Below are 21,921 nucleotides of genomic sequence, written 5' to 3' on the forward strand. Positions count from 1 at the left end.
GCGTCAAGTGTCGCTAGAATAAATTATCGTAAAACAATAATTAAATCATGTTTTGCGACCATTTTAACATGCCCGCCCTACCCTATCGACTGGAGACACCATGAAAACCCTGCTTGCCTCACTCGTTTGCAGCACCGCCATCTTGCTCGGCGGCACCGCCCGCGCCCATGACCTGGATGGCATGCTGCAGCAGGCGCTGGCCGACAAGAGCGTGCCGGCCATGGCCATACTCGTGATCCGCGACGGCAAGATCGAAGCGCAGGCGCAGGCGGGCGTGCGCGCCAATGACGGCCACGACGCCGTGCGCGCCGATGACGTGTGGAATATCGGTTCCGACGGCAAGGCCATGACGGTGACCCTGATCGCGCGGCTGGTGGAACGGGGCGTGCTGGCGTGGGATGCGCCGCTGTCGAGCATGCTGCCCGCGCTGGCCGGCGGCATGCGCGCCGAATACCGCGACGTCAACCTGATGGATCTGCTGTCGCACCGCGCCGGACTGCCGCCCAATCCCGATGAAGCGTGGATCAATGCCACCTACACGGATACGCGTCCCTTGCCCCTGCTGCGCCAGGAATACGCGCAGCGCGCGCTGGCCGATGCGCCCGTGGCCGCGCCGCGCGGCGAATCACACTACTCGAATAGCGGCGCCTTGATCGCCGCCGCCATCGCGGAGCGTGTCACGGGCAAGACGTATGAGGAGTTGATGCAGGCCGAAGTGTTCGGCCCGCTGGGCATGCAAGCCGCCTTCGGCCCCACCGTGCGCGGGCAAAACCTGGGCCACAAGGAAAACAAGCCCATCGCCGGCCTGATGGCCAGCAATCCGCTGATGATGGCGCCCGACGGAGAGATTCACCTGAGCATGGCCGACTGGGCCAAGTTTGCGCTCGATCAACTGCAGGGCGAACAAGGCAAGGGCAAGCTGCTGAAACGGGAAACGTATGTCTTGCTACACACGGCGCAAGGCGACACGAACGCGGCACTCGGCTGGGGCGTGATGCACTTCCCGCCCCAGGCGCCGCAGCGCGTGCTGACACACCAGGGCTCGAACGGCTACTGGCACGCGCTGATCGCGCTGGCGCCCGGCAGCGGCGACGGCTTGCTGATCGCCGCCAACGCGGGCGAAGGCAGCAGCGCCCAGGCCAGCCAGCAGCAGATGGCGAAAACCATCATGGCCGGCTTCGGCAAGGCGGGGAAGTAATCAGGCGGTGTGCAGCTTCATGGTGGCCGCCTCGAACTTGCCTTCGACGATCTGCGGCATGACCTGCAAGGATTTTTCTATCGCTTGCTCGATCAGCTCCTGGTCTTCGCGGCGCGGGCGGTGCAGCACGAAATCGGCCACCTGCTGCTGCAGGCTCAGGGTGCGCGGATGGCCGATGCCCAGGCGCAAGCGCCAGTAATCCTGCGTGCCCAGCGCCGCCGTGATGTCTTTCAAGCCATTGTGGCCGCCGGCCGAGCCGCCCTTCTTCAGGCGGGCGATGCCCGGCATCAGATCGAGTTCATCGTGCACGACCAGCACTTCGTCGGCGGCGATCTTGAAAAAGCGCGCCAGCGCGCCCACGGACTGGCCCGAGCGGTTCATGAACGTCAGCGGTTCGAGCAGCCAGACTTCGTTGCCGCCAATCGACGTTTTCGCCAGCATGGCGTTGTAGCGCGAATCGCGCTGCAGGCGCGTGCCCGGCAGGCTGTTGGCGAGGTTGTCCACCAGCCAGAAGCCGGCATTGTGGCGGGTTTGTTCGTACTCGGGTCCCGGGTTGCCGAGGCCGACGATCAGGCGTATGGGCATGGCTGTGTCTGCAAGGTAAAAGAAAGCATTATCGGTGAAAACAGGCAGAAAAAAACCCGCGCGGCGAACCTGGCGGGTTTTTCCTTGCAACTACCGCATTGCTGCGGCGGCAAAATTACTTCTTGTCAGCAACAACTTCAGCAGCAGCGGCTTCAGCAGCAACGTGGCCAGCCGGTACCGAAGCGGTAGCGATGGTCAGGTTGGCGCCGTGGGTGACAGCGGTCACGCCAGCTGGCAGGACCAGGTCGCCTACGTGCAGCGAGTGACCGACGTCGATGTTCGACAGGTCAACGTTGATGAATTCTGGCAGTTGGCCTGGCAGGCACGAAACTTCGATTTCGTTCGCTACGTGGCTGATGGTCGCGCCGTGCAGTTTGACTGCTGGGGAAACGTCAGCGTTTACGAAGTGCAGTGCCACTTTCACGTGGATAGCTTGCTTAGCGTCAACGCGTTGGAAGTCAGCGTGCAGAACCAGTTGTTTGTATGCGTGGACTTGGAAGTCGCGCAGCAGAACTTGCTGGGAAACGCCGTCGATTTCCAGATCCAGGATCGACGAGTGGAACACTTCTTTTTTCAGCGCGTGGTACAGGGCGTTGTGATCCAGCGAGATCAGCACTGGGGCTTCAGCGCCGCCGTAGACGATACCAGGGGTTTGGCCGGAAATGCGCAGGCGGCGGCTCGCTCCGGAACCTTGCAATTCGCGTTTAAATGCGATAACTTTCATGTGAAACTCCAAGAAGAACAAGGCTTGCGCCTTGTGTTATGAGGACTCCCGCGACCAGGAATCCTCGAAAATGGGCGCATGCGCGCCCCGAAAACTAAAATACTACGGCGCAACAGGCAAAAAGCCGGTCGCGCCGCAGGTGACGTCTGTTGCTGCTCTTGTCGAATTAATCGATAAAGAGGGAAATAACCGAATCGCCCTTGATGATGCGTTTGAACGTCTCGGCCAGCAGCGGCGCGCACGTCAATTGACGGATCTTGCCGCAGGCCAGGGCCGCTTCGGACAGGGGAATCGTGTCGGTCACGACCAGCTCATCGAGTGGCGAGGCCGAAATACGGTCGATCGCCGGGCCGGACAGCACCGCGTGCGTGCAATATGCCACGACTTTTTTCGCGCCGCGCTCCTTGAGCACTTCGGCAGCCTTGGTCAGGGTGCCTGCCGTGTCGACCATGTCATCCATGATCACGCAGTTGCGGCCTTCGACTTCACCGATGATGTTCATCACTTCGGACACGTTCGCTTTTGGACGGCGCTTGTCGATGATGGCCAGGTCGCAGCCCAGGCGTTTGGCCAGGGCGCGCGCACGTACCACACCGCCGACGTCCGGCGACACCACCAGCAAATCCTGGTAGTTTTTCTTTTGCAGGTCGCCCAGCAAAATTGGCGAAGCGTAGATGTTGTCGACTGGGATATCGAAGAAACCTTGAATCTGGTCGGCGTGCAAGTCCATGATCAGGACGCGCTCGACACCGGCTTCTTCCAGCATGTTCGCCACCACCTTGGCCGAAATCGCCACACGCGCGGAGCGGGGACGACGGTCTTGGCGGGCGTAGCCGAAGTAAGGAATCGCGGCGGTGATGCGGCCAGCGGAAGCACGTTTCAAGGCATCAACCATCAGCATGATTTCCATCAAGCTGTCGTTGGTTGGAGCACAGGTGGATTGCAAAACAAAAACATCCTTGCCGCGCACGTTTTCGTTGATCTCGACCATTACTTCGCCGTCGGAGAATTTCGAAACGTTTGCTTTACCGAGAGGGATGCCGAGGTTTTTTGCGACCCCCTCTGCTAACGCTGGATTCGCGTTGCCGGTAAAAACCATCAGGTTTTCGTAAGCCATGGGAGTCCCAAGAGGTGATATAGAAGTCTTGAAAAGCACTAACCGGGCATAGGCCCGGTCAGTCACTGTTTAGAATATGCCGCGTGGCGACACATCTGCTTTTTCCCGCACTGGACACCAACTTCGCATCGACAGACTACGGTGAAATGGGTGGCAGGGGAAGAAGGATTCGAACCTTCGCATGCTGGAATCAAAATCCAGTGCCTTAACCAGCTTGGCGATTCCCCTACGTTACTGACTGCTTGCCGTCATGTTGGCCAGTATTATACCGACTATTTGACGCTAAGCAAAATCTTTTTTTGCTGCTTACTTTTCATCACAACATCGTGAGCATCGGATGGCGATTCAGCGCTTTTGCCTTCCAGGCTACCCAGACAGGTGGCACATTTCTGAGCACCGCATCCGCTTCTTCTGCACTGGAAAACGCACTGAATACACAAGCACCGGAACCAGTCATCCTGGCCTCACCGTAAGCACCCAGCCATTCTACCGCATCTGCTACCGGCTTGAAAAGACTGCATGCCACTTGCTGTAAATCATTTTTACCAAACCCGCCCGCATCGTTTCCTTCTGCGAGGTACCTGGAAAAGTCCGCTATTGTGACGGGTTCAGTATTCCTCGTCAAGCCTTCCGCGCAAAAAATTGCAGCGGTGGGCACCTGCACGCCCGGCTCGATCACCACGTACCAGCAATCGGGCGTGAGGACAGGCTGCAGGGCCTCACCCACGCCCTCGGCAAAGGCATTCTCGCCAAAGATGAAAAACGGGATATCGGCGCCCAGCGGCAGGCCCAGCGCCATCAATTCATCACGCCTCAAACCGGCCTGCCACAGGCGGTTCAGCGCCATCAGGACAGTGGCCGCATCGGACGAGCCGCCCCCCAGGCCGCCGCCCATGGGCAGCACCTTGTCGATGGCGATATCGACGCCGCGCGGCAAGGCGCCCGTGCGACGCAGCACTTCGGCCTGCAGCAGTTTCGCGGCGCGGATGATCAGGTCCTGTTCTTCCGGCACGCCGGCCAGCGCCGTCACGCGGCGGATCGCCGTATCGTCGCGCAAGGCGAAATGCAGGGTGTCGCCATGATCCAGCAGCTGGAACACCGTCTGCAGCAGATGATAGCCATCGGCGCGGCGGCCGTTGACGTGCAAAAATAAGTTCAGCTTGGCGGGAGCCGGGCAATTGTTCAGGGTCGTCAGTGTCATGGTGCGGTTACAGGTGCGGAAGGCGCGGGATCGAGCACGATGCGCAGCGACACGGCATCGGCCTGCGCGCTGGTGGTGCGCTCGGCATCGATACGCCGCGGTTGCGGCAAGGCGCCCGGTGTATTCTCAGGCGCATCTTGCCACGACACATAGCGCAAGCGCCAGCCGTCCTTGGTCGTCACGCTGTCGTTGGCGGGCGAGGCGACGAAGCGCTTGCCGTCGGCGCCCATGGCATAGCCTTGCAGCCAGTCGCGCAAGCCCGACACGGGCAAGGACCAGCCCAGCATCTGCGCGCTCAGGGTATCGACGTCGGGTGCGCGGCGCGGCGCCTTGCCGCTCTGCGTCAGGACGGCTTCCTGCGGCGTGACGGCGATGGTCGCCAGGGTGCTGCCCACGGGCGTAAACAGGGTCACGTCCGTGCGCTGGGCCGTCTGCTGCCAGTTGAAGTTGACGGTGGCCGACTCGGGCTTGTCATCCTTCTGGTACACGACGTTCAGGCGGCCCGTCAGCTCTACCTGCTCGCGGTAGGGCGCGACGGTGTTGGCGGATGGCGCGGCGCCGGACGAAAAGGGGGAAGGCAGGGTCGAGCAGGCCGACAGGGCCAGGCACAGTGCAGCCAGGGGCAGGAGATGTTTAGACATGGGCAAAAGGAAAAACCAGCGCCGCGACGCTGGTTTGGATAGTGGAGTTAATCGCTGCAATCACAGGCTGACATTCAGGCGCGCCAGGGTGCTTTTCAGCGCCTCGTTTTTCGGGTCCTTGCCTTGCGCTTCGCGCCACAGCTTTTGCGCTTCGTCCCTCTCGCCCTTCTGCCACAGCACTTCGCCCAGGTGGACGGCGATTTCCGGATCGCTGCGCACGGCATAGGCGCGGCGCAGCGCCGTTTCCGCGGCGGCCAGGTTGCCCATGCGGAACTGCACCCAGCCCATGCTGTCCATGATGAACGGGTCGCCAGGCGCCATCTGCAGCGCCTTCTCGATCAGCGCATACGCTTCCGGCAGGCGGACGCCGCGCTCGGCCAGCGAGTAGCCCAGGGCGTTGTACGCATGCTGGTTGTCGGGCGCCAGCGCCATCACGCGGCGCAGACTGGCCTCCATCAGATCGAGTTTATCCAGGCGCTCGGCCAGCAAGGCATAGTCGTACAGCAGTTCCGGATTGTCGGGGAAGCGCAGCAAGGCGTTTTCCAGCACCGTGTAGGCGCTTTGCACGTAGCCGGCGTCGCGCAGGAATTGCGCGTCGACCAGCAGCACCTGCGCCTGGTTCGCCGGATCGTCCGTTTCGATTTCCGTCAGCGCCTTGCGCGCCGCATCGAGATTGCCGCCACGGGCGATCAGCTGGGCGCGGCGCAGGCGGCCATCGAAATAGCCGGCCGACTCGCGGTTGTCGATCTTGTCCAGCCAGGCGATGGCGCCGGCCGTGTCGCCGCGCGTCTCGGCGATCTGCGACAGGATCATCAGGGCCTTGAACGGATCGCGCGCATCGCCAGGCGATTTCTCGAGCACGGCCAGGAAACGCTTGAAGTACTGCTCGGCGCCCTTGGTATCTTCCAGCTGCAGCGCCACGATGCCGAGCGCATACAGGGCGCCCACGTTATCGGGCGCGCTTTTCAGCAGCAGCAGGAACTGGTCGCGCGCCGGCTCGAGCTGCTTTTGCTCGACCAGCAGGCGCGCATACGCGCCGCGCACCTCGACGGCATCGGGATTCTTGTCCAGGAAGGCGGCCAGCACCTTGCCTGCCGCCTCGGACTCGCCCGTCACCTGCGCCAGGGTCAGCACGGCCAGTTCGGAATTGGGCTTGATGGCCAGCGCCTTGTTCGCTTCGCCGATGGCGCGGTCTCGTTCGCCGATCGACAGGGCGCCCTGCGCCAGCACCAGGTGCGCCTCGAACATGTCCAGGTAGGGCTGCACCAGGCGCGTCACCATCGAGTAGGCATACAGCTTGTCATTCGCCCGCGCCAGGATCTGCTGCATCTGGAACAGGGCCACGCCGCGCGCGCCCGCCGGCGCATTGGCCAGGCGTTCGGCGAAAATCGGCTCCGCCTCCTCGATCTTGTCCGTCAGGACGACGAAGCCGAGAAAGAACTGCGTCGCCTCGTCCGATTCCGGTGCCAGCTCGCGCCACAGGCGGATGGCCGCCAGCGCCTCGCCACCCTGCTTGGCGGCCAGCGCCATTTCGGAAGCGCGACGCGCCAGACGCGGATCGCGCGTCTGCTGTGCCGCCACCATCATGGTCACGTACGGCCCCTGCCACTGGCCGCTCTTGAATTCCATTTCAGCCTTGGTCAGCTTGTACAGCAGGTCGCTGCTCAATTCGACCTTGGGCAGCTTCTCGTCCCTGGCGTCGTCACCGGACTCGGTGCCCGGCACTGGCTGCGCCGTGGCCGCAGCGGGGCTGGCCGCCCCATCGGCAGGGACGGCAGGCGTCTGCGCCATGGCATGCGTGGCCATCAGGGCGGACAAGGTTACAATGGCGAAAGCGTTTTTCAAAGGCTGATCCTGGCTAAACGGCAAAGTTTGATTCTACGCCCAACCCGCAGATTGCGTACTTCACGTATGTAACGAAATATATACACTGGCGTGACGTATGCTCTCCGGGCCAGCCGTCGGCCGGTCGCCCGCCTGTTTTTTGTCCGCTGTTCATTCGTTCGAGTCCTATGCCAGAATTGCCAGAAGTTGAAGTTACACGGCGCGGTGTCGCGCCCCATCTCGAGGGCCGCGCCGTGCGTTCCGTCGTGCTGCGCCGCGACGGCCTGCGCTGGCCCTTCCCCCCTGCCCTGGGCGAACAGCTGTCTGGACAAACCATCGGCCTGACGGGGCGGCGCGGCAAATACCTGCTGATCCACTTCCGCCACGGCACCCTGATCATCCACCTGGGCATGTCGGGCCACCTGCGCGTGCTGCCGCCGGGGACGGAAGCGCAAAAGCACGACCATTTCGACCTGATCGTGGAAGACGCGGACGGCGCCAGCCAGGTGCTGCGCATGACGGACCCGCGCCGCTTCGGCGCCGTGCTGTGGCACGACGAGGCCGACGGCCCGCTCGACAGCCACGTGCTGCTGCGCGGCCTGGGCACGGAACCGCTGGAAGGCGGCTTCACGGGCCGGCTGCTGTTCGAAAAAACGCGCAACAAGGGCGCCAGCATCAAGCAGGTGCTGATGGCGGGCGACATCGTCGTCGGCGTGGGCAATATCTATTGTTCCGAAAGCCTGTTCCGCGCGGGGATCAACCCGAAGACGCCGGCGCGGCGCATCGGCCTGGCCCGCTACGAGAAACTGGCACAGGCCATCCGCGACGTACTGGCCGAAGCCATCGTCCAGGGCGGCAGCACCCTGCGCGACTTCATCGGCGTGAACGGCCAGTCCGGCTACTTCCAGCAGACGTATTTCACGTACAACCGCACGGGCAAGCCATGCCGCGTCTGCGGCGCGCCGATCCGGCAAATCGTGCAGGGACAGCGTTCCACGTTTTACTGCGTGAATTGCCAGAAATAGCGGTCAACAGTAAGAAGTCATAGGCAAAGGGAGCCAGATGGTCAGGGACTTGGAACAATACAGCGCATGGCGCCAGGACGTGCTGGCCGCCTTGCAGGCATACCGGCAGGCCGCCAGCGCGGCGGGCCTGGTCGACGGCGCCAGTGCGCTGCGCCTGGCGCGCTGCGTCTCCCGCCTGCTCGATGACCGTCTATCGGTCGCCTTCGTGGCGGAATTCTCGCGCGGCAAATCCGAGCTGATCAACGCCATCTTCTTTGCCGGCTACGGCCAGCGCATCCTGCCCTCTGGCGCTGGGCGCACCACCATGTGTCCCACCGAACTGCTGTACGACGCCGCCTGGCAGCCGTCCATCCGCCTGCTGCCCATCGAGACGCGCGCGCAGAACCTGTCGACCAGCGACTACCGCGACCTGCCCGCCGCCTGGACCGTCCTGCCGCTGAACATCGACGCGGGCGGCGACATGCAGGAAGCCCTGCGCCAGGTCAGCCTGACCAAAAAAGTCAGCGCGGAAGAAGCCGCCCGCTATGGCCTGTACGACGCCGACGATGCCGATGCCCCGTCCATGGTCGATGAGCACGGCCAGGTGGAAATCTCCATGTGGCGCCACGCCATCATCAACTTCCCCCATCCGCTGCTGCAGCAGGGTCTCGTCATCCTCGACACGCCCGGCCTGAACGCCATCGGCACGGAACCGGAACTGACCCTGAACCTGATCCCGAATGCGCACGCGGTGCTGTTCATCCTGGCGGCCGACACGGGCGTCACGCGCAGCGACATCGAAGTCTGGCGCAACCATATCGGCGCCGGCGCGGGGCGCCTGGTGGTGCTCAACAAGATCGACAGCATGTGGGACGAATTGCGCGGCGACGCCGAGGTGGCGCAGGCCATCGAACGCCAGCAGGCCAGCGTGGCCCACTTGCTGACGCTGGACGCGGGCCAGGTGTTCCCCGTTTCGGCGCAAAAGGCCCTGGTGGGCAAGATCAACCACGACGCCGCGCTGCTGGACAAGAGCCGCCTGCAGGCGCTGGAAACGGCCCTGTTCGAAGAGCTGATCCCCGCGCGCAAGGACATCATCCGGCACCAGCTGGCATTCGACCTGGATGCGATTCAATCGGCGCAGCAGGTGCAGGCGGCGGCGCGCGCGCGCGGCATCGCCGAGCAGCTGCACGAGCTGCACAGCCTGCGCGGCAAGAACCAGAGCGTCATCGCCCACATGATGCGGCGCGTCGATATCGAGAAGAAGGAATTCGACAGCAGCCTGTTCAAGCTGCAGGCGACGCGCGCCGTATTTACGCGCCTGTCGACGGAGCTGTACACGAGCCTGGGCATGGACATCGTGCGCGACGATATCGACGGCGTGCGCACGGCCATGCAGCGCAGCCGCTTCTTCACGGGCTTGCGCGACGCCATGCGCCAGTATTTCGAGCGCATCGGCCATAACCTCGACCGTTCGGAAGGCAAGACGGCCGAGATCACGGAAATGATGAACGTGATGTACCGCAAATTCGCCGCCGAACACGGCCTGGCGCTGGCCTTGCCGATGCCGTTTTCGCTGGCACGCTACCGCCAGGAGATCGCCGACATCGAAGCCGTCTACCATAAGCAATTCGGCACGGCGACCCTGCTCACCACCAGCCGGGTCGTACTGATGGAAAAATTCTTCGACACCATCGCCTCGCGCGTGCGCCGCAGCTTCAGCAACGCCAACGACGACGCCAGCGCCTGGCTGAAGGTCATCATGGCGCCGCTCGAAGCACAGATCGTCGAATACAAGGAACAGCTGAAACTGCGCTTTGCCTCGATCCAGCGCATCCACGACGCGACGGGCAGCCTGGAACAGAAAATCGCCGGCTTTGAAGCCAGCCTGGCGGCGCTCGAACGCGACAAGGCGCAGCTGGCGCAACTGCTCGCCATCGTGCGCGCCACCAGCGCCACTTAACACACACGCCATAACACGCTACAAGATACTGGAACCCTGCATGAAACGTCTGCTGCATCCGCTCTCGCCCGTCACGGGCGCGGCACCTTTTGAAGACTATATCGACCCCACTTTTTCCGCCACCGTCATCGCTTGGCAACAGCAGCATGGCCGCCACGCGCTGCCGTGGCAAAACACGCGCGACGCTTACCTGATCTGGCTGTCCGAAATCATGCTGCAGCAAACGCAGGTGACGGCCGTGCTGGGCTACTACGCGCGCTTCCTCGAACGCTTTCCCACCCTGCGCGATTTGGCCTCAGCCCCGGTGGAAGACGTGATGGCGCAGTGGAGCGGCCTCGGTTACTACACGCGGGCGCGCAACCTGCACAAGTGCGCGCAGCGCGTGGTGGCCGAATACGACGGCGTCTTCCCCAGCGACCCGCTGCTACTGGCCGACCTGCCCGGCATCGGCCGCTCGACGGCGGCCGCCATCTCCGCATTCTCCAGCGGCACGCGCGCGGCCATCATGGACGGCAACGTCAAGCGCGTCTTCGCCCGCACCTTCGGCATCGATGCCTATCCCGGTGAAAAACGGGTCGAGGAAGCCATGTGGCGCCGCGCCGAGGCGCTGCTGCCGGCAACCGGCATCGAAGCCTACACGCAAGGCCTGATGGACTTCGGCGCCACCCTGTGCACGCGCAGCAGCCCCGATTGCGGCCGCTGCCCGCTGCAGCCCCGCTGCGTGGCCTACGCCACCGGCCGCACCAAGGATCTGCCCGTGCGCAAGCCAAAGAAAGCCAGCCCGGAAAAACATGCCGTCATGCTCGTCATCATCGACGACGGCCAGGTACTGCTGGAGCAGCGCCCCGGCTCGGGAATCTGGGGCGGTCTGCTGTCCTTGCCCGAACTCGATGGCCACGTGCTGGCCGATGAAGACGCACCGCGCGAGATAAGCCAGGAGGCCCTGGCGCGCGCCTTGGCGCCGTTCGGCACCATCGAAACGCAGGAGCAACTGCTGCCCATCGTGCACGTCTTCACGCACTACAAGCTGCACATCGTCCCCTGCCGCATCACCCTGGCGCGGCGCCTGGCGCTGGCCGGAGAGTCCACGCACGTCTGGTACGACGGCGCGAAAATCGCCGACGCACCCCTGCCGGCGCCCATCAAGAAACTGCTGCTGGACCTGTTCGGCGATGCACGCGCGGCACAGCGCAGCATGTTCTAGTGCGGCGTCTTGTACTGCTCGCGCTGGCGGCGCTGTGCCTGCACGGCGCCCACGCGGCGGACGCGCTGCCGGAGGTGAAAATTGGCGTACTCGCCTACAAGGGCGGCGACGCCGTGCAGCAGGACTGGTCGTACGTGACGCGCTCCCTGCAGGCCAGCATCCCCGGCATCCGTTTTACCTTGGCCGACTACGACCAGGCAGGACTGACGCGCGCCGTGCAGGCGCAAGCGATCGCCTTTGCCATCACCAGCAGCGGCCATTACGTGGCACTCGAACACAGCGACGGCGCGAGCCGCATCGCCACCCTGGAATCGCCATGGACGGACTCGCCGCGCCACGCCATCGGCTCGGCCATCGTCGTGCGCAGCACGGCGCCCCTGCATGACCTGGCGGACCTGGCAGGCAAGAACGTGATGGCCGTGGCGCCCGATGCGTTCGGCGGCTACCAGATCGCCGCGCGCGAACTGCGCGAAGCGGGCATCGATCCGGCCCGCGATTTTGCCAGCCTGCGCTACAGCGGTTTTCCGTCGCAGCAGATCATCGAGGCCGTGCGCGCGGGGCGCATGGATGCGGGCATCGTGCGCACCTGTTTGCTCGAACAGATGGTGGCGCGGGGAGAAGTGCAGGCCGATGAACTGCGCGTGATCACCACGCGCCCGATACCGGGTTTTCGCTGCGCCACGTCCTCGCGCCTGTATCCAGACTGGCCTTTCGTCGCCCTGCGCCAGACCTCGCCGGCACTGGCAAAAAAGGTGGCGCAAGCCTTGCTGGCCATGCCGCGCACCAGCGAAGGCTACAGCTGGACGGTGCCCAGCGACTACCAGATTGTCGATGAGCTGTTCCGCGACTTGCGCATCGGCCCCTACGCCTACCTGGATAAGCTGACGTTCGAAACGGCGCTACGCCGCTACTGGGGCTGGATGCTGCTGGTGCTGGCCCTGCTCGTCGCCTGGGCCGTGCACACGGTGCGCGTGGAATACCTGGTCAGCCGCCGCACGGAGCAGCTGCGCGCAGCCCAGCACCAGCAGCGCGCGCTGGAAGAGCAGGCGCGCCAGCGCCAGGCCACGCTCGACCACACGGCGCGCCTGGCGATCCTGGGCGAGATGGCCAGCGCCATCGCGCACGAACTGAACCAGCCGCTGGCGGCCATCGGCAATTTCGCGCGCGGCATGGCGCGCCGCATCGCGGCGGGCCGGCTGGATGCGGCACCCTTGCTCGACGGCGCGCAGGAAATCGCCACGCAAAGCGAGCGCGCGGGCGCCATCATCCGCCACATCCGCGCCATGGCGCAAAAGCGTCCCGCGCACAGCACACCCTTCGCCCTGGCCGACGCCGTGGAGCAAGCCGTGACCCTGTTCCGCGCGGCCCATCCGCAGGCCAATATCAGCTGGCGCCACGAGGCGGCCAGCGCGGCACCGCGCGTGCTGGCCGACCCGCAACAGGTGCAGCAGGTGCTGCTCAATCTGCTGAAAAATGCGCTCGATGCGCAGCTGGAAAACGGCAATCCGCAGCACCCCATCGGCGTGCTGCTGCACCGCGAAAACGGCGCCTGCACGGTGGCCGTGCGCGACGCGGGATGCGGCCTGGAAGCGGCGCAGATGGCGCGCCTGTTCGAACCGTTTTTTACCACCAAGGCCGAAGGCCTGGGCCTGGGCATGTCGCTCAGCAAAAGCATCATCGAGTCGTTCGGCGGCAGCCTGTCGGCCCATGCCAATGCGGATGCGCCAGGCTTGACGGTCTGGTTCCGCCTGCCGGAAGATACTGGCATGCAAGCAAACAAGGACACACCATGAATGAAAGCGATGCGATCATCTTTGTCGTCGACGACGACGCCGCCATGCGCCGCTCGCTGGCCTATCTGTTCGATTCGGCCGGCTGGCAAGTGCAAGCCTTCGAATCGGCGCGCGACTTCCTGCAGCGCTACGATGGCCATGTACCCGGCTGTTTGCTGCTCGACGTGCGCATGCCCCTGATGAGCGGACTGGAATTGCAGCAGGAGCTGTCGCGTCATGCGATTGCGCTACCCGTGATTTTCCTCAGCGGCCACGGCGACCTGGCCATGGCCGTGCAGACGATGAAGGCGGGTGCCTGCGATTTTTTGGAGAAGCCGTGCAAGGATCAGGTCTTGCTGGACGCCGTCAGCCGGGCCGTGGCCCGCAGCGTGGAAGAAAGCCGCAGTGCCGCCAGCGCGAATACGGCGCAATCGGCGCTGGCCCGGCTCACGGCACGCGAGCGCGAAGTGGCGCTGCTGATGGCCGAAGGCAAGGCCTCGAAAGTCATCGCCCGCGAGCTGGGCATCAGCGACAAGACGGTGCAGGTGCACCGCCATAACACGATGGAAAAACTGGGCCTTCATTCAGCAGCCGAGGTGGCCCGGCTGCTGATGGCCGGCGGCGCAATTTAAGCCCGCACGATACGCGCCGGCAGTCCTTGCCGCACCGACGTACCTGACACGGGATCGACAAACACATTCTTGTCGCCGCGGCTCGGGTCCGTCAATCCCAGGTCGTTCAGGTTGATGCCGGCGCCGATGGCCGGTTCGTCGGGCTGGCGCAGCTTGCCGATGCGGTGGGCGCGCGCGCCGTGCTCCTTGTGGCCGAAGCCGTGTTCCACGGCGATCACGCCCCGCTGCACGCCATGGCGCAGCATCACCGTGGCCCTGGCCCTGCCGCCCGGCGTTTCCAGATAAATCTCATCGCCATTTTCCAGCTTCAGGCGGGCCGCATCGTCGGGATGCACGGCGACCGGGTTATCGGGGTGGATGCCGCGCAAGCGCCGCGCACCGATGCTGTACGAGTTCTGCAGCGCCGATTTAAAGCTGATCAACTCGAACGGCCATTCGCTTACCGGATAAGCCTTGCGCACGGGCGTGCCGTCGGCAAACGCCGCCACCCGCCAAGCGGGCGTGCCGGGAAAACGCTTGCCGCTCAAGCTGTTCTTGCTCACGCCCAGGCCCTCGTTGTACAGCATCATGGGCTTCAGATAGCGGTGCGTGGACCAGTCCTGCGGATACGGTATCTCATCGACGGCCAGCACAGGTGCAGCGGGCGCCTTGGGGTTGGCGGGCGGCGGCAGGCGCAAGCCGAACATCTCGCCATAACTCTGGTAGCGCCCTCCCCGCGCCAGCATGAAGGCCACCTTGCGCCACTCTTCCGGCTTCAGGGTGCGCTCCAGTTCGGGGCGGATGCGCGCCACGCCGGACAGCACGATGTCGTCGTCGCTCGCCTCCGGCACGACCGTCTTGCCCTGCCAGGCGATGTTGGCGCCGCCGCGCAGATACCAGTCTTCCGCGCGCTGCAATGGGAAGCGCTGGCCATCCATGTCCTGCAGGGCTTCCGGGCCGAAGCCGGGCAAGGCCATCGTTTTGGCCAACGCGAGGAAGAACGATTCCATGCAGATGGTCTGGCCGTCCGGCGTCTTTTGCACGCGCGGCTCGACCACGGGCCAGCGCGCCGTGCTCATTTTGACGGGCATGCCGCCCCAGGCGCCGGCCCAGCCCCAGCTTTCATACAGCAAGGTGTCGGGCAGCAGGTAATCGGCAAACGCCGAGCTTTCATTGATGAAGGGGTCGATGGCGACGATCAGGGGAATCTTCTTCGGATCGGCCAGCTCCTTGCCGATCTGCGCGCGCAAGCCCGTGATGCCGTACACGGGATTACAGCTCCACAGGATCAGCGCCTTCAGGGTGTAGGGGTAGCCATTCATGGCGCTGGTCAGCCATTCGGTGGCCAGCGCAGGCGCGTTCGGATACCACGGTGCCTTCGCCGGATACGCCTTGCCCGCTTCCTTCTTCAGCTTGAATTCCGAGGTTTTTTCATACGGCACATTGCGCCCGATGGGCATGCCCGTCGCCTTGATCTCGCCGTCGAAACTCTCCAGGTTGTAGCGCGGACCGGGGCCCGCATCCTTGAAGCTGCCGCCGTTGACGAGGGTGCCGCCCTTGCGGTTCAAATTGCCGATCAGGGTGTTGAGCATGACCAGCGCATACGCGTTATAGAAACCGGCGCCCGACATCATGCCGCCGTGCGCATTGACGGCCGCGCGCTTGCCATGGCTGGTGAGTTCATGCGCCAGGCCTTCGATAACGTCGCGAGGGATGCCGCAGGCCGCTGAATACTCATCCATGCTGTGGCGCTGCGCTTCCTCGTTCAGCATCGTCATGGCCGTCTTCAGGTGCAGCGGCGCGCCGGCCACGTCCAGCGGGCCGTCGAAGAACAGGCGCCCTTCGCCCTTGGCCGCGCTGTGCGGCACGATGGCTTGCGTGGCAGCGTAGATCACGCAGAACGGGTCACCATCCTTGTAGCGCTCTTCTTCCCCCAGTTCCACGGCGCCGATGTCGGAGCCGCGCAGGTAGCGGCCGTCGCGCGGATGGCCCTTCTCGCTGATGATCAAATGCGTGGCGTTGCACCAGGCGGCCTCGCCCGCCGCCTCCGCCACCTTCAGGTTCGGCTGTGCGAGGAAGTGGCGGTCATAGCGTTCGTGCTCGATGATCCAGCGTATCATCGCCATGGCAAGCGCACCATCCGTGCCCGGCTTGATGGGCACCCAGCGGCTGCGGTCGCCCGCCGCCAGGCTGTCCGCATTCGTCAGCACGGGGTCGACGACGACGTAGCTGAAATCGCGCTTGCCCGAGCGCGCCTTGGCGATCAGGGTACCCTGGCGCTTGAACGGGTTGCCGGCATTGCCAGGCGCCGTGCCGACGAAAATGCAGAACTCAGTGTTTTCCAGGTCCACTTTCGCATGCGGCATTTTCTTCATGTCGCCGAACATGGCGCCCGAGCCGCTGCGGTAGGCGCCGCCGCAATACGAACCGTGGTTGACCAAGTTCAAACTGCCATACGATTGCTTGAAAAAGCGCGTGCCGAACGCCAGGCGGCCATCGTCGGTGCTGCACATCAGGCCCACCTGGTTCACTTGCGGGCCCAGTTCCGGCTGCGTCGGATCGATGGGCTTTTCCAGCTCGCGCAAGGCGCGCAAACCCTGCACGTGGCCTTCACCAAACAGGTCGCCCCCTTCCGTCACTTCCTTGACCAACTGGTCGAAATCAATAGGCTCCCACTGGCCGCCGCCGCGCGGTCCCACGCGCTTCATGGGCGCCAGCACGCGGAACGGCGACTCCATCTGTTCCAGCACGCCGTTGCCGCGGCCGCAGGCCGTGGAGCGGCCTTTCAAGCCCTGCTCCTGGAAGCGCGACAGCGAGACAAAGCTGTCGCGGATCGACGCCTGGTAAGGCAGCGCCGGGTCGGCCGACATGGGGCTGTACGGATTGCCCGCCACGCGCAGTACCTTGCCGCTTTTTTTATCCAGGCGCACGCGCACGCCGCAAAACGTGGTGCAGCCCATGCACATGGTGTAGCTGACCTGCTGCTCGGGATTGACCGTCAGCTTGCCGGTAGCCGTGTCGACGGAAAACTCGGGCGCCAGCGAATTGCCGTGCAAGCGCTGTACGGGTTTGTCCTTGCCCAGCGCGTGGTCAACCATGCGGCCGGCCGTGGTGGAAAAGCTGGCGGCAAACGCGGCCAGCCCGCCGCCGATGGCGCCGTAGCGCAGCAGCTTGCGGCGTTTTTCTTTTTCGTCTTCAGGGACGTCGTTGTGTGCGTTGTCGTGTATTTGATCGTTCATTGTTGACTCCTCAGTGCGTGGCCATGGCGGGACGGCTGCGTGCAGCGACGACGCGTCCGGCCCATGGCAGAAATTCCAGCATCAGCAACAGCAGCGCGATCCACAGGCCGGCAGTGCCGATAATCCCCATCAAGCCGTCGTTCCCCATCGGCAGGTGGTAGTCGTACAGGCCCGCGCCCGTCTTCGGGATGTTCTGGCCGCCGATGAAGATCGTCCAGCGCATCATCCAGGCGCTGTGCAGCGCGATCAGGCCATTGGCCAGGCCACTCGTGGCCGGGCGCCAGATGGCCAGGGCCATCGGCACGATGGACGACAGCACCGCCCACACTGCCGTGAACTGCCATTGCGGCATGCCGGCCACCTGGGTAAAGGCCATGCTGTGGCTGGTGCTCACGCCGGACAGGCTGACGAACAGCCAGCCGCCGCCCAGCGCCAGCACCAGCGCCAGCGACAGGGCCAGCGCGCGGTTCAAGGACACTTCCAGCGCCTGGTCGCGGCCCGGCAGGAAGCGGTTGAACAGCAGCGCCAGGCCCACCGCCCCGACAAAGGCCGTGGCGGCAAATTGCGCCGGCAGGAAGGGCGTGAACCACAGGGGACGGGCGCGCACCACCATCACTTCCATGCCCGTGTACAGGCCCACGACAAAAGCGGCGAGCAGGGTGAAGGTGGCGGCGGTGACGATGGCCTTGCGCGATGCGGCGCCGCCACGTCCCAGCAGGCGGTAGGCAAAGGCCAGGCGGTCCTGGCCCCGTCCCCGCGCGGCGAAGTCCACGCGCAGCGCCAGCCACGCGTACAGCATCAAGCAGCCCAGATACAGAGGAATGAAAAACGAGCCCCACGACATCCACGACTGCGGCTGGAAGTAAAGATAGAAGTGATAGAAGCGGCCCGGCCCGTGCAGGTCGGCCAGCAGCGCCACGGGCGCCGTCATGCCGCAGACGAGGGCAGCCAGCAGCGCGATGCGCCCCAGGCGCTCATACGCCTTGCGGCCGAAGACGAAGTACGGCAGTGTCAGCATGAAGCTGCCGTAACTGAGGCCGATGAGGAAAAAATACTGCACCGCCCACGGCAGCCATGCCGCTTCGCGCGTGACGTTGAGAATCTCGGTGATGTGGCTGTCCATGGTTTATTTTCCGTGTTTGCTCGGTTGCCAAAGTGTCGCTTCGCCCTCGACGTGGCCGGCGAAGCGCGTGTCCAGTCCCAGGTAAAACACGTGGGGCTGGGTGCCCTGCTCGGGCTTGAGCACCTTCACCTTGTTCTCGGTGAGCAGCTGGTGCACCACGCTTTCCGGGTCATTCAGGTCGCCGAAGATGCGCGCGCCGCCGACGCAAGTTTCCACGCAGGCCGGCAGCAAGCCTTCGTCGACCCTGTGCGCGCAGAACGTGCACTTGTCGGCCTTGCCCGTCTCGTGGTTGATGAAGCGCGCATCGTATGGGCAGGCTTGCACGCAGTAGGCGCAGCCCACGCAGCGGTCGCCATCGACGACGACGACGCCATCCTTGCGCTGGAAGGTGGCGCCCACGGGACAGACGGGGATACAGGGAGGATTGGCACAGTGGTTGCACAGGCGCGGCAACATGTAGGTGCCGCAGCGGTTCTCTTCCTTGACTTCATAGGTCGAGACGACGGTGCGGAAGCTGTTTTCCGGCGCGGCGTTTTCCATGATGCAGGAGACGGTGCAAGCCTGGCAACCGATGCATTTGCGCACATCGACCACCATCGCCCAGCGCTGCCCGCCCTCGCCTTGGGTGGCCGCCATGGCGGCCTTGCCCGGCAGCGGCGCAATGGCCGCCCCGATGGTAACGGCTGGCAAGGCGCGCAAGAAACTGCGGCGCGATTCAATCATGGCACTCTCCTTGACGATGGGCGGCAAGCCCTTGTTGACTTGCTGCCATGATAGAAAAGAAGGTGCGGCTAGGGTATTGGGGTGATCGGGTGGGAGGCTAGATGATCATGCCGATTGACAGAGGGGGAGAATGGGCGTAATGCGCTTACAGCTCGTCGAGCGAATACAGCCGCCGGTGCTCGCGGATCGCGTAGCGGTCCGTCATGCCGGCGATGTAGTCGGCGATCTTGCGCGCCTGCTTGGTGACATCGTCACCGCTGACCTGATAATCGGGCGGCAGCAGGGCCGGTTCGGCCATGAAGCTGTCGTACAGTTCGCGCACGATGCGGCTGGCCTTCACGCGCATGCGGTTGACCTGGTAGTGGCGGTACAGGTTCGCGCGCAGGAAGCGTTTCAAGTCCGTCGCATCCTTGCGCATGGCGTCCGAAAAGCGGATCAGCGGGGGACTGGCGCGAACTTCGCTGACGTCGCGCGGCGCGGCGTCGGCAAGCAGTGCGGTCGAGGTGACGATCAAATCGTCGGCCAGGGCCGTGATCAGGCGGCGCAGGGTTTCATAGATGGCGCGCCGGCCCGACAGGCCGGGGAAGGCCTGCTGCACGTCGCGCCACAGGCGGCCGAAGAATTCCACCTCTTCCAGCTGGGCGATTGTGATCAGGCCGGAACGCAGGCCGTCGTCGATATCGTGGCTGTTGTAGGCGATTTCATCGGCCAGGTTGGTCAGTTGCGCTTCCAGCGTCGGCTGCGTGCGGTCGATGAAGCGCTGTGCCACGGGACCCAGTTCGCGCGCGTGCGCCAGCGAGCAGTGTTTCAATATGCCTTCGCGCGTCTCGAACATCAGGTTCAAGCCGTCGAAGGCGCCGTAATGCTCTTCCAGGGTATCGACCACGCGCAGGCTTTGCAGGTTGTGCTCGAAGCCGCCGTGCTCGCGCATGCACTCATTGAGCACGTCCTGGCCCACGTGGCCGAACGGCGTGTGGCCCAGGTCATGCGCCAGCGCGATGGCTTCCACCAGGTCTTCGTTCAGGCGCAGGTTGCGCGCGATGGAGCGGCCCACCTGCGCCACTTCCAGGCTGTGCGTCAAACGCGTGCGGAACAAATCTCCCTCATGATTGAGGAACACCTGGGTCTTGTACTCGAGGCGGCGGAAGGCCGAGGAGTGGATGATGCGATCGCGGTCGCGCTGGAACTGGCTGCGCGAGGCGTGCGGCGCCTCGGCAAAGCGACGTCCCTGCCCCTGTGCCGAATGGGCCGCATAGGGGGCGAGGAAGTCTTCTGGCAGCATGTTACTGCACTCCGGCGGCCAGGGTGGCCAACACCAGTTCGTGCGGCGCGGACGTGATGTTCGGGCTGCCCAAGGGTTGCAACAGGATGAACTTGATGGCACCGCCCTCGTTCTTCTTGTCCACTTCCATCAGTTCCAGCCAGCGCTCGACACCGAGGTCCGGCGCCTTGGTCGGCAGGCCGGCGGCGGCGACGAGCGCGCGCACGCGCTCCACGGCCGCCTGGTCGATGTAGCCCATACGGCAGGACAGGTCGGCCGCCATCACCATGCCGCAACCGACGGCTTCGCCGTGCAGCCAGTGGCCGTAGCCCAGGCCCGCCTCGATGGCATGGCCAAAGGTGTGGCCGAAATTCAGGATGGCGCGCAAGCCGCCTTCACGCTCGTCCTGGCGCACCACGTCGGCCTTGATTTCGCACGAACGGGCGATGGCGTAAGCCAGCGCGCCCTTGTCGCGCGCCATCAGCTTGGCCATGTTCGCCTCGATCCAGTCGAAAAACGCCGCATCGATGATGGCGCCATGCTTGATCACTTCGGCCAGGCCGGCCGACAGCTCGCGCGCCGGCAGGGTTTCCAGGGTCGAGGTATCGGCGATCACGGCGCGCGGCTGGTAGAACGCGCCGATCATGTTCTTGCCCAGCGGGTGGTTGATGCCCGTCTTGCCGCCGACGGAGGAATCGACCTGCGCCAGCAGGGTGGTGGGCACCTGCACGAAGCCGATGCCGCGCATGTAGCTGGCCGCCGCATAGCCGGTCAGGTCGCCGATCACGCCGCCGCCCAGCGCCACCAGGGTGGTCTTGCGGTCGCATTTATTGGCCAGCAGCGCGTCGAAGATCTGCATCAGGCTGGCCCAGTTTTTGTACTCTTCGCCGTCCGGCAGGACAATGCTGATCACGTCGCGGCCATCGCTGGCCAGCGCCGCCTGCAGGCGGCCCAGATACAGGGGCGCGACGGTGGTATTGGTGACGATGGCCACCTTGTGGCCGCTGATATGGCGCAGCAACGCATCGGCGTCGGCCAGCAGGCCGGGACCGATGGCGATCGGATAACTGCGTTCGTCGAGGTCTACGCTCAACAACATTTTGGATTGCTCGTTCATCGAAGGCTCTGCATGAATGACGCAGTTGGGCGAGGCCTCGCATTCGAGGCTGGCCAGCTGCATCAGGATGGTCTGAACCATCGATTGTACGTTAGGACGGCCCGTGTCGATCACAATGTCGGCCACTTCCATGTAGTGGGGCTCGCGCTGCGCCGTCAATTCCTCGAGCTTCTTGCGCGGGTCGGCCGTCTGCAGCAGGGGGCGGTTCTTGTCATGGCTGGTGCGCGCCAGGATGTTACTGACGCTGGCGCGCAGGTAGACGACCGTGCCCCGTTCCTTCAGGTAGGCGCGGCTGTCGGCATTGAGGATGGCCCCGCCGCCCGTGGCCATGACGATACCTTCCTGGGCGCTCAGGTCGCGGATGACCTCCGCCTCGCGCCGGCGAAAGCTGGCCTCCCCCTCGATTTCAAAGATCCACGGGATGGTCGCTCCCGTGCGTGCCTCGATCTCGTGGTCGGAATCGACAAAGCGCAAGCCCAGCTTGCGGGCCAGGATGCGCCCGATCGTGGTTTTGCCTGCGCCCATGAGGCCGACAAGGAAGATATTACTGTTAGAGATTTCAGACACTTTTTATATCATTCAGAAAATAAACGGACGCCACGAGCGGCCTGCCTCCT

The 21,921-nt window shown here is 64.3% G+C and carries 17 protein-coding genes and 1 tRNA gene; 6 read left to right on the forward strand and 12 right to left on the reverse strand.

All coding sequences use genetic code 11. The annotated features are described in order from the left end of the window. Positions 1-100: 100 nt before the first annotated feature. A complete protein-coding gene (locus AC07VL_RS03315; RefSeq protein WP_494804612.1) occupies positions 101-1,198 on the forward strand; it encodes a serine hydrolase domain-containing protein in 1,098 nt (365 codons plus the stop codon). Here the strand turns inward: AC07VL_RS03315 and pth are convergent, their stop codons facing one another. The 7 genes from pth to AC07VL_RS03350 all read right to left on the reverse strand — a co-directional run bounded on the left by pth (position 1,199) and on the right by AC07VL_RS03350 (position 7,311). Beyond that, positions 1,199-1,783, reverse strand: a complete 585-nt coding sequence (pth, locus tag AC07VL_RS03320; RefSeq protein WP_086145733.1) for an aminoacyl-tRNA hydrolase — start codon at positions 1,781-1,783, stop codon at positions 1,199-1,201. It abuts the gene before it with no gap. A 115-nt stretch (positions 1,784-1,898) separates the two neighbouring features. Further along, the gene (locus tag AC07VL_RS03325) at positions 1,899-2,507 is read right to left on the reverse strand and encodes a 50S ribosomal protein L25/general stress protein Ctc (protein WP_128141099.1); all 609 of its coding nucleotides are present in this window, start codon (positions 2,505-2,507) and stop codon (positions 1,899-1,901) included. Between the two features lie 166 nt (positions 2,508-2,673). Beyond that, positions 2,674-3,624, reverse strand: a complete 951-nt coding sequence (locus AC07VL_RS03330) for a ribose-phosphate pyrophosphokinase (RefSeq protein ID WP_034753270.1) — start codon at positions 3,622-3,624, stop codon at positions 2,674-2,676. Positions 3,625-3,775: 151 nt separating this feature from the next. Next, positions 3,776-3,852, reverse strand: a tRNA-Gln gene (locus tag AC07VL_RS03335). Between the two features lie 88 nt (positions 3,853-3,940). Then, a complete protein-coding gene (ispE, locus tag AC07VL_RS03340) occupies positions 3,941-4,825 on the reverse strand; it encodes a 4-(cytidine 5'-diphospho)-2-C-methyl-D-erythritol kinase (RefSeq protein WP_494804613.1) in 885 nt (294 codons plus the stop codon). After that, the gene (locus AC07VL_RS03345; protein WP_494804614.1) at positions 4,822-5,466 is read right to left on the reverse strand and encodes an outer membrane lipoprotein LolB; all 645 of its coding nucleotides are present in this window, start codon (positions 5,464-5,466) and stop codon (positions 4,822-4,824) included. The genes ispE and AC07VL_RS03345 overlap by 4 nt, the downstream gene beginning before the upstream one ends. Positions 5,467-5,526: 60 nt before the next feature. Continuing rightward, positions 5,527-7,311: a tetratricopeptide repeat protein gene (locus tag AC07VL_RS03350; protein ID WP_494804615.1), complete on the reverse strand. Its 1,785-nt coding sequence runs from the start codon at positions 7,309-7,311 to the stop codon at positions 5,527-5,529. A gap of 167 nt (positions 7,312-7,478) precedes the next feature. Between AC07VL_RS03350 and mutM the strand changes: the two genes are divergently transcribed. Genes mutM through AC07VL_RS03375 form a run of 5 tightly spaced genes read left to right on the forward strand, consistent with a single transcriptional unit; the run spans position 7,479 to position 13,862 of the window. Then, positions 7,479-8,315: a bifunctional DNA-formamidopyrimidine glycosylase/DNA-(apurinic or apyrimidinic site) lyase gene (mutM, locus tag AC07VL_RS03355; RefSeq protein WP_494804616.1), complete on the forward strand. Its 837-nt coding sequence runs from the start codon at positions 7,479-7,481 to the stop codon at positions 8,313-8,315. A 37-nt stretch (positions 8,316-8,352) separates the two neighbouring features. Next, the gene (locus AC07VL_RS03360) at positions 8,353-10,254 is read left to right on the forward strand and encodes a dynamin family protein (protein WP_494804617.1); all 1,902 of its coding nucleotides are present in this window, start codon (positions 8,353-8,355) and stop codon (positions 10,252-10,254) included. A gap of 40 nt (positions 10,255-10,294) precedes the next feature. Next, positions 10,295-11,458 carry an A/G-specific adenine glycosylase gene (gene mutY / locus AC07VL_RS03365; protein WP_494804618.1) on the forward strand — a complete coding sequence of 388 codons (1,164 nt, stop codon included), beginning with the start codon at positions 10,295-10,297 and terminating at the stop codon, positions 11,456-11,458. After that, positions 11,458-13,251, forward strand: coding sequence for a sensor histidine kinase (locus AC07VL_RS03370; RefSeq protein ID WP_494804619.1), 1,794 nt, complete (start codon positions 11,458-11,460; stop codon positions 13,249-13,251). The genes mutY and AC07VL_RS03370 overlap by 1 nt, the downstream gene beginning before the upstream one ends. After that, complete coding sequence (locus AC07VL_RS03375; protein WP_494804620.1) at positions 13,248-13,862, forward strand: response regulator transcription factor; 615 nt, start codon at positions 13,248-13,250, stop codon at positions 13,860-13,862. The genes AC07VL_RS03370 and AC07VL_RS03375 overlap by 4 nt, the downstream gene beginning before the upstream one ends. Here AC07VL_RS03375 and AC07VL_RS03380 read toward each other — a convergent pair. The 5 genes from AC07VL_RS03380 to aroKB form a co-directional block, all read right to left on the reverse strand. Next, positions 13,859-17,080 (reverse strand): molybdopterin dinucleotide binding domain-containing protein, encoded by a 3,222-nt coding sequence (locus AC07VL_RS03380; protein WP_494804621.1) that lies wholly within the window; start codon positions 17,078-17,080, stop codon positions 13,859-13,861. The two genes, AC07VL_RS03375 and AC07VL_RS03380, sit on opposite strands and share 4 nt — an antisense overlap. 10 nt (positions 17,081-17,090) lie before the next feature. After that, a complete protein-coding gene (gene nrfD / locus AC07VL_RS03385) occupies positions 17,091-18,203 on the reverse strand; it encodes an NrfD/PsrC family molybdoenzyme membrane anchor subunit (RefSeq protein ID WP_494804622.1) in 1,113 nt (370 codons plus the stop codon). A gap of 3 nt (positions 18,204-18,206) precedes the next feature. Beyond that, entirely contained in the window at positions 18,207-18,926 is a 720-nt protein-coding gene (dsrO, locus tag AC07VL_RS03390) for a sulfate reduction electron transfer complex DsrMKJOP subunit DsrO (protein WP_494804623.1), read from the reverse strand. Between the two features lie 145 nt (positions 18,927-19,071). Then, complete coding sequence (locus tag AC07VL_RS03395) at positions 19,072-20,208, reverse strand: deoxyguanosinetriphosphate triphosphohydrolase (RefSeq protein WP_494804624.1); 1,137 nt, start codon at positions 20,206-20,208, stop codon at positions 19,072-19,074. Between the two features lies 1 nt (position 20,209). Beyond that, positions 20,210-21,829, reverse strand: coding sequence for a bifunctional shikimate kinase/3-dehydroquinate synthase AroKB (aroKB, locus tag AC07VL_RS03400; protein WP_494804763.1), 1,620 nt, complete (start codon positions 21,827-21,829; stop codon positions 20,210-20,212). Positions 21,830-21,921 lie beyond the last annotated feature (92 nt).

Source organism: Janthinobacterium sp. GW821-FHT03C08 (assembly GCF_059420905.1).

Excerpts from the sequence above, each read along its gene's own strand:
- pth (WP_086145733.1), bottom strand. The coding sequence starts at position 1,783 with ATGCCCATACGCCTGATCGTCGGCCTCGGCAACCCGGGACCCGAGTAC.
- AC07VL_RS03360 (WP_494804617.1), top strand. The coding sequence starts at position 8,353 with ATGGTCAGGGACTTGGAACAATACAGCGCATGGCGCCAGGACGTGCTG.
- AC07VL_RS03345 (WP_494804614.1), bottom strand. The coding sequence starts at position 5,466 with ATGTCTAAACATCTCCTGCCCCTGGCTGCACTGTGCCTGGCCCTGTCG.
- dsrO (WP_494804623.1), bottom strand. The coding sequence starts at position 18,926 with ATGATTGAATCGCGCCGCAGTTTCTTGCGCGCCTTGCCAGCCGTTACC.
- AC07VL_RS03380 (WP_494804621.1), bottom strand. The coding sequence starts at position 17,080 with ATGAACGATCAAATACACGACAACGCACACAACGACGTCCCTGAAGAC.
- AC07VL_RS03395 (WP_494804624.1), bottom strand. The coding sequence starts at position 20,208 with ATGCTGCCAGAAGACTTCCTCGCCCCCTATGCGGCCCATTCGGCACAG.
- ispE (WP_494804613.1), bottom strand. The coding sequence starts at position 4,825 with ATGACACTGACGACCCTGAACAATTGCCCGGCTCCCGCCAAGCTGAAC.
- AC07VL_RS03325 (WP_128141099.1), bottom strand. The coding sequence starts at position 2,507 with ATGAAAGTTATCGCATTTAAACGCGAATTGCAAGGTTCCGGAGCGAGC.
- mutM (WP_494804616.1), top strand. The coding sequence starts at position 7,479 with ATGCCAGAATTGCCAGAAGTTGAAGTTACACGGCGCGGTGTCGCGCCC.
- AC07VL_RS03315 (WP_494804612.1), top strand. The coding sequence starts at position 101 with ATGAAAACCCTGCTTGCCTCACTCGTTTGCAGCACCGCCATCTTGCTC.
- nrfD (WP_494804622.1), bottom strand. The coding sequence starts at position 18,203 with ATGGACAGCCACATCACCGAGATTCTCAACGTCACGCGCGAAGCGGCA.
- AC07VL_RS03330 (WP_034753270.1), bottom strand. The coding sequence starts at position 3,624 with ATGGCTTACGAAAACCTGATGGTTTTTACCGGCAACGCGAATCCAGCG.
- mutY (WP_494804618.1), top strand. The coding sequence starts at position 10,295 with ATGAAACGTCTGCTGCATCCGCTCTCGCCCGTCACGGGCGCGGCACCT.
- AC07VL_RS03375 (WP_494804620.1), top strand. The coding sequence starts at position 13,248 with ATGAATGAAAGCGATGCGATCATCTTTGTCGTCGACGACGACGCCGCC.
- aroKB (WP_494804763.1), bottom strand. The coding sequence starts at position 21,829 with ATGGGCGCAGGCAAAACCACGATCGGGCGCATCCTGGCCCGCAAGCTG.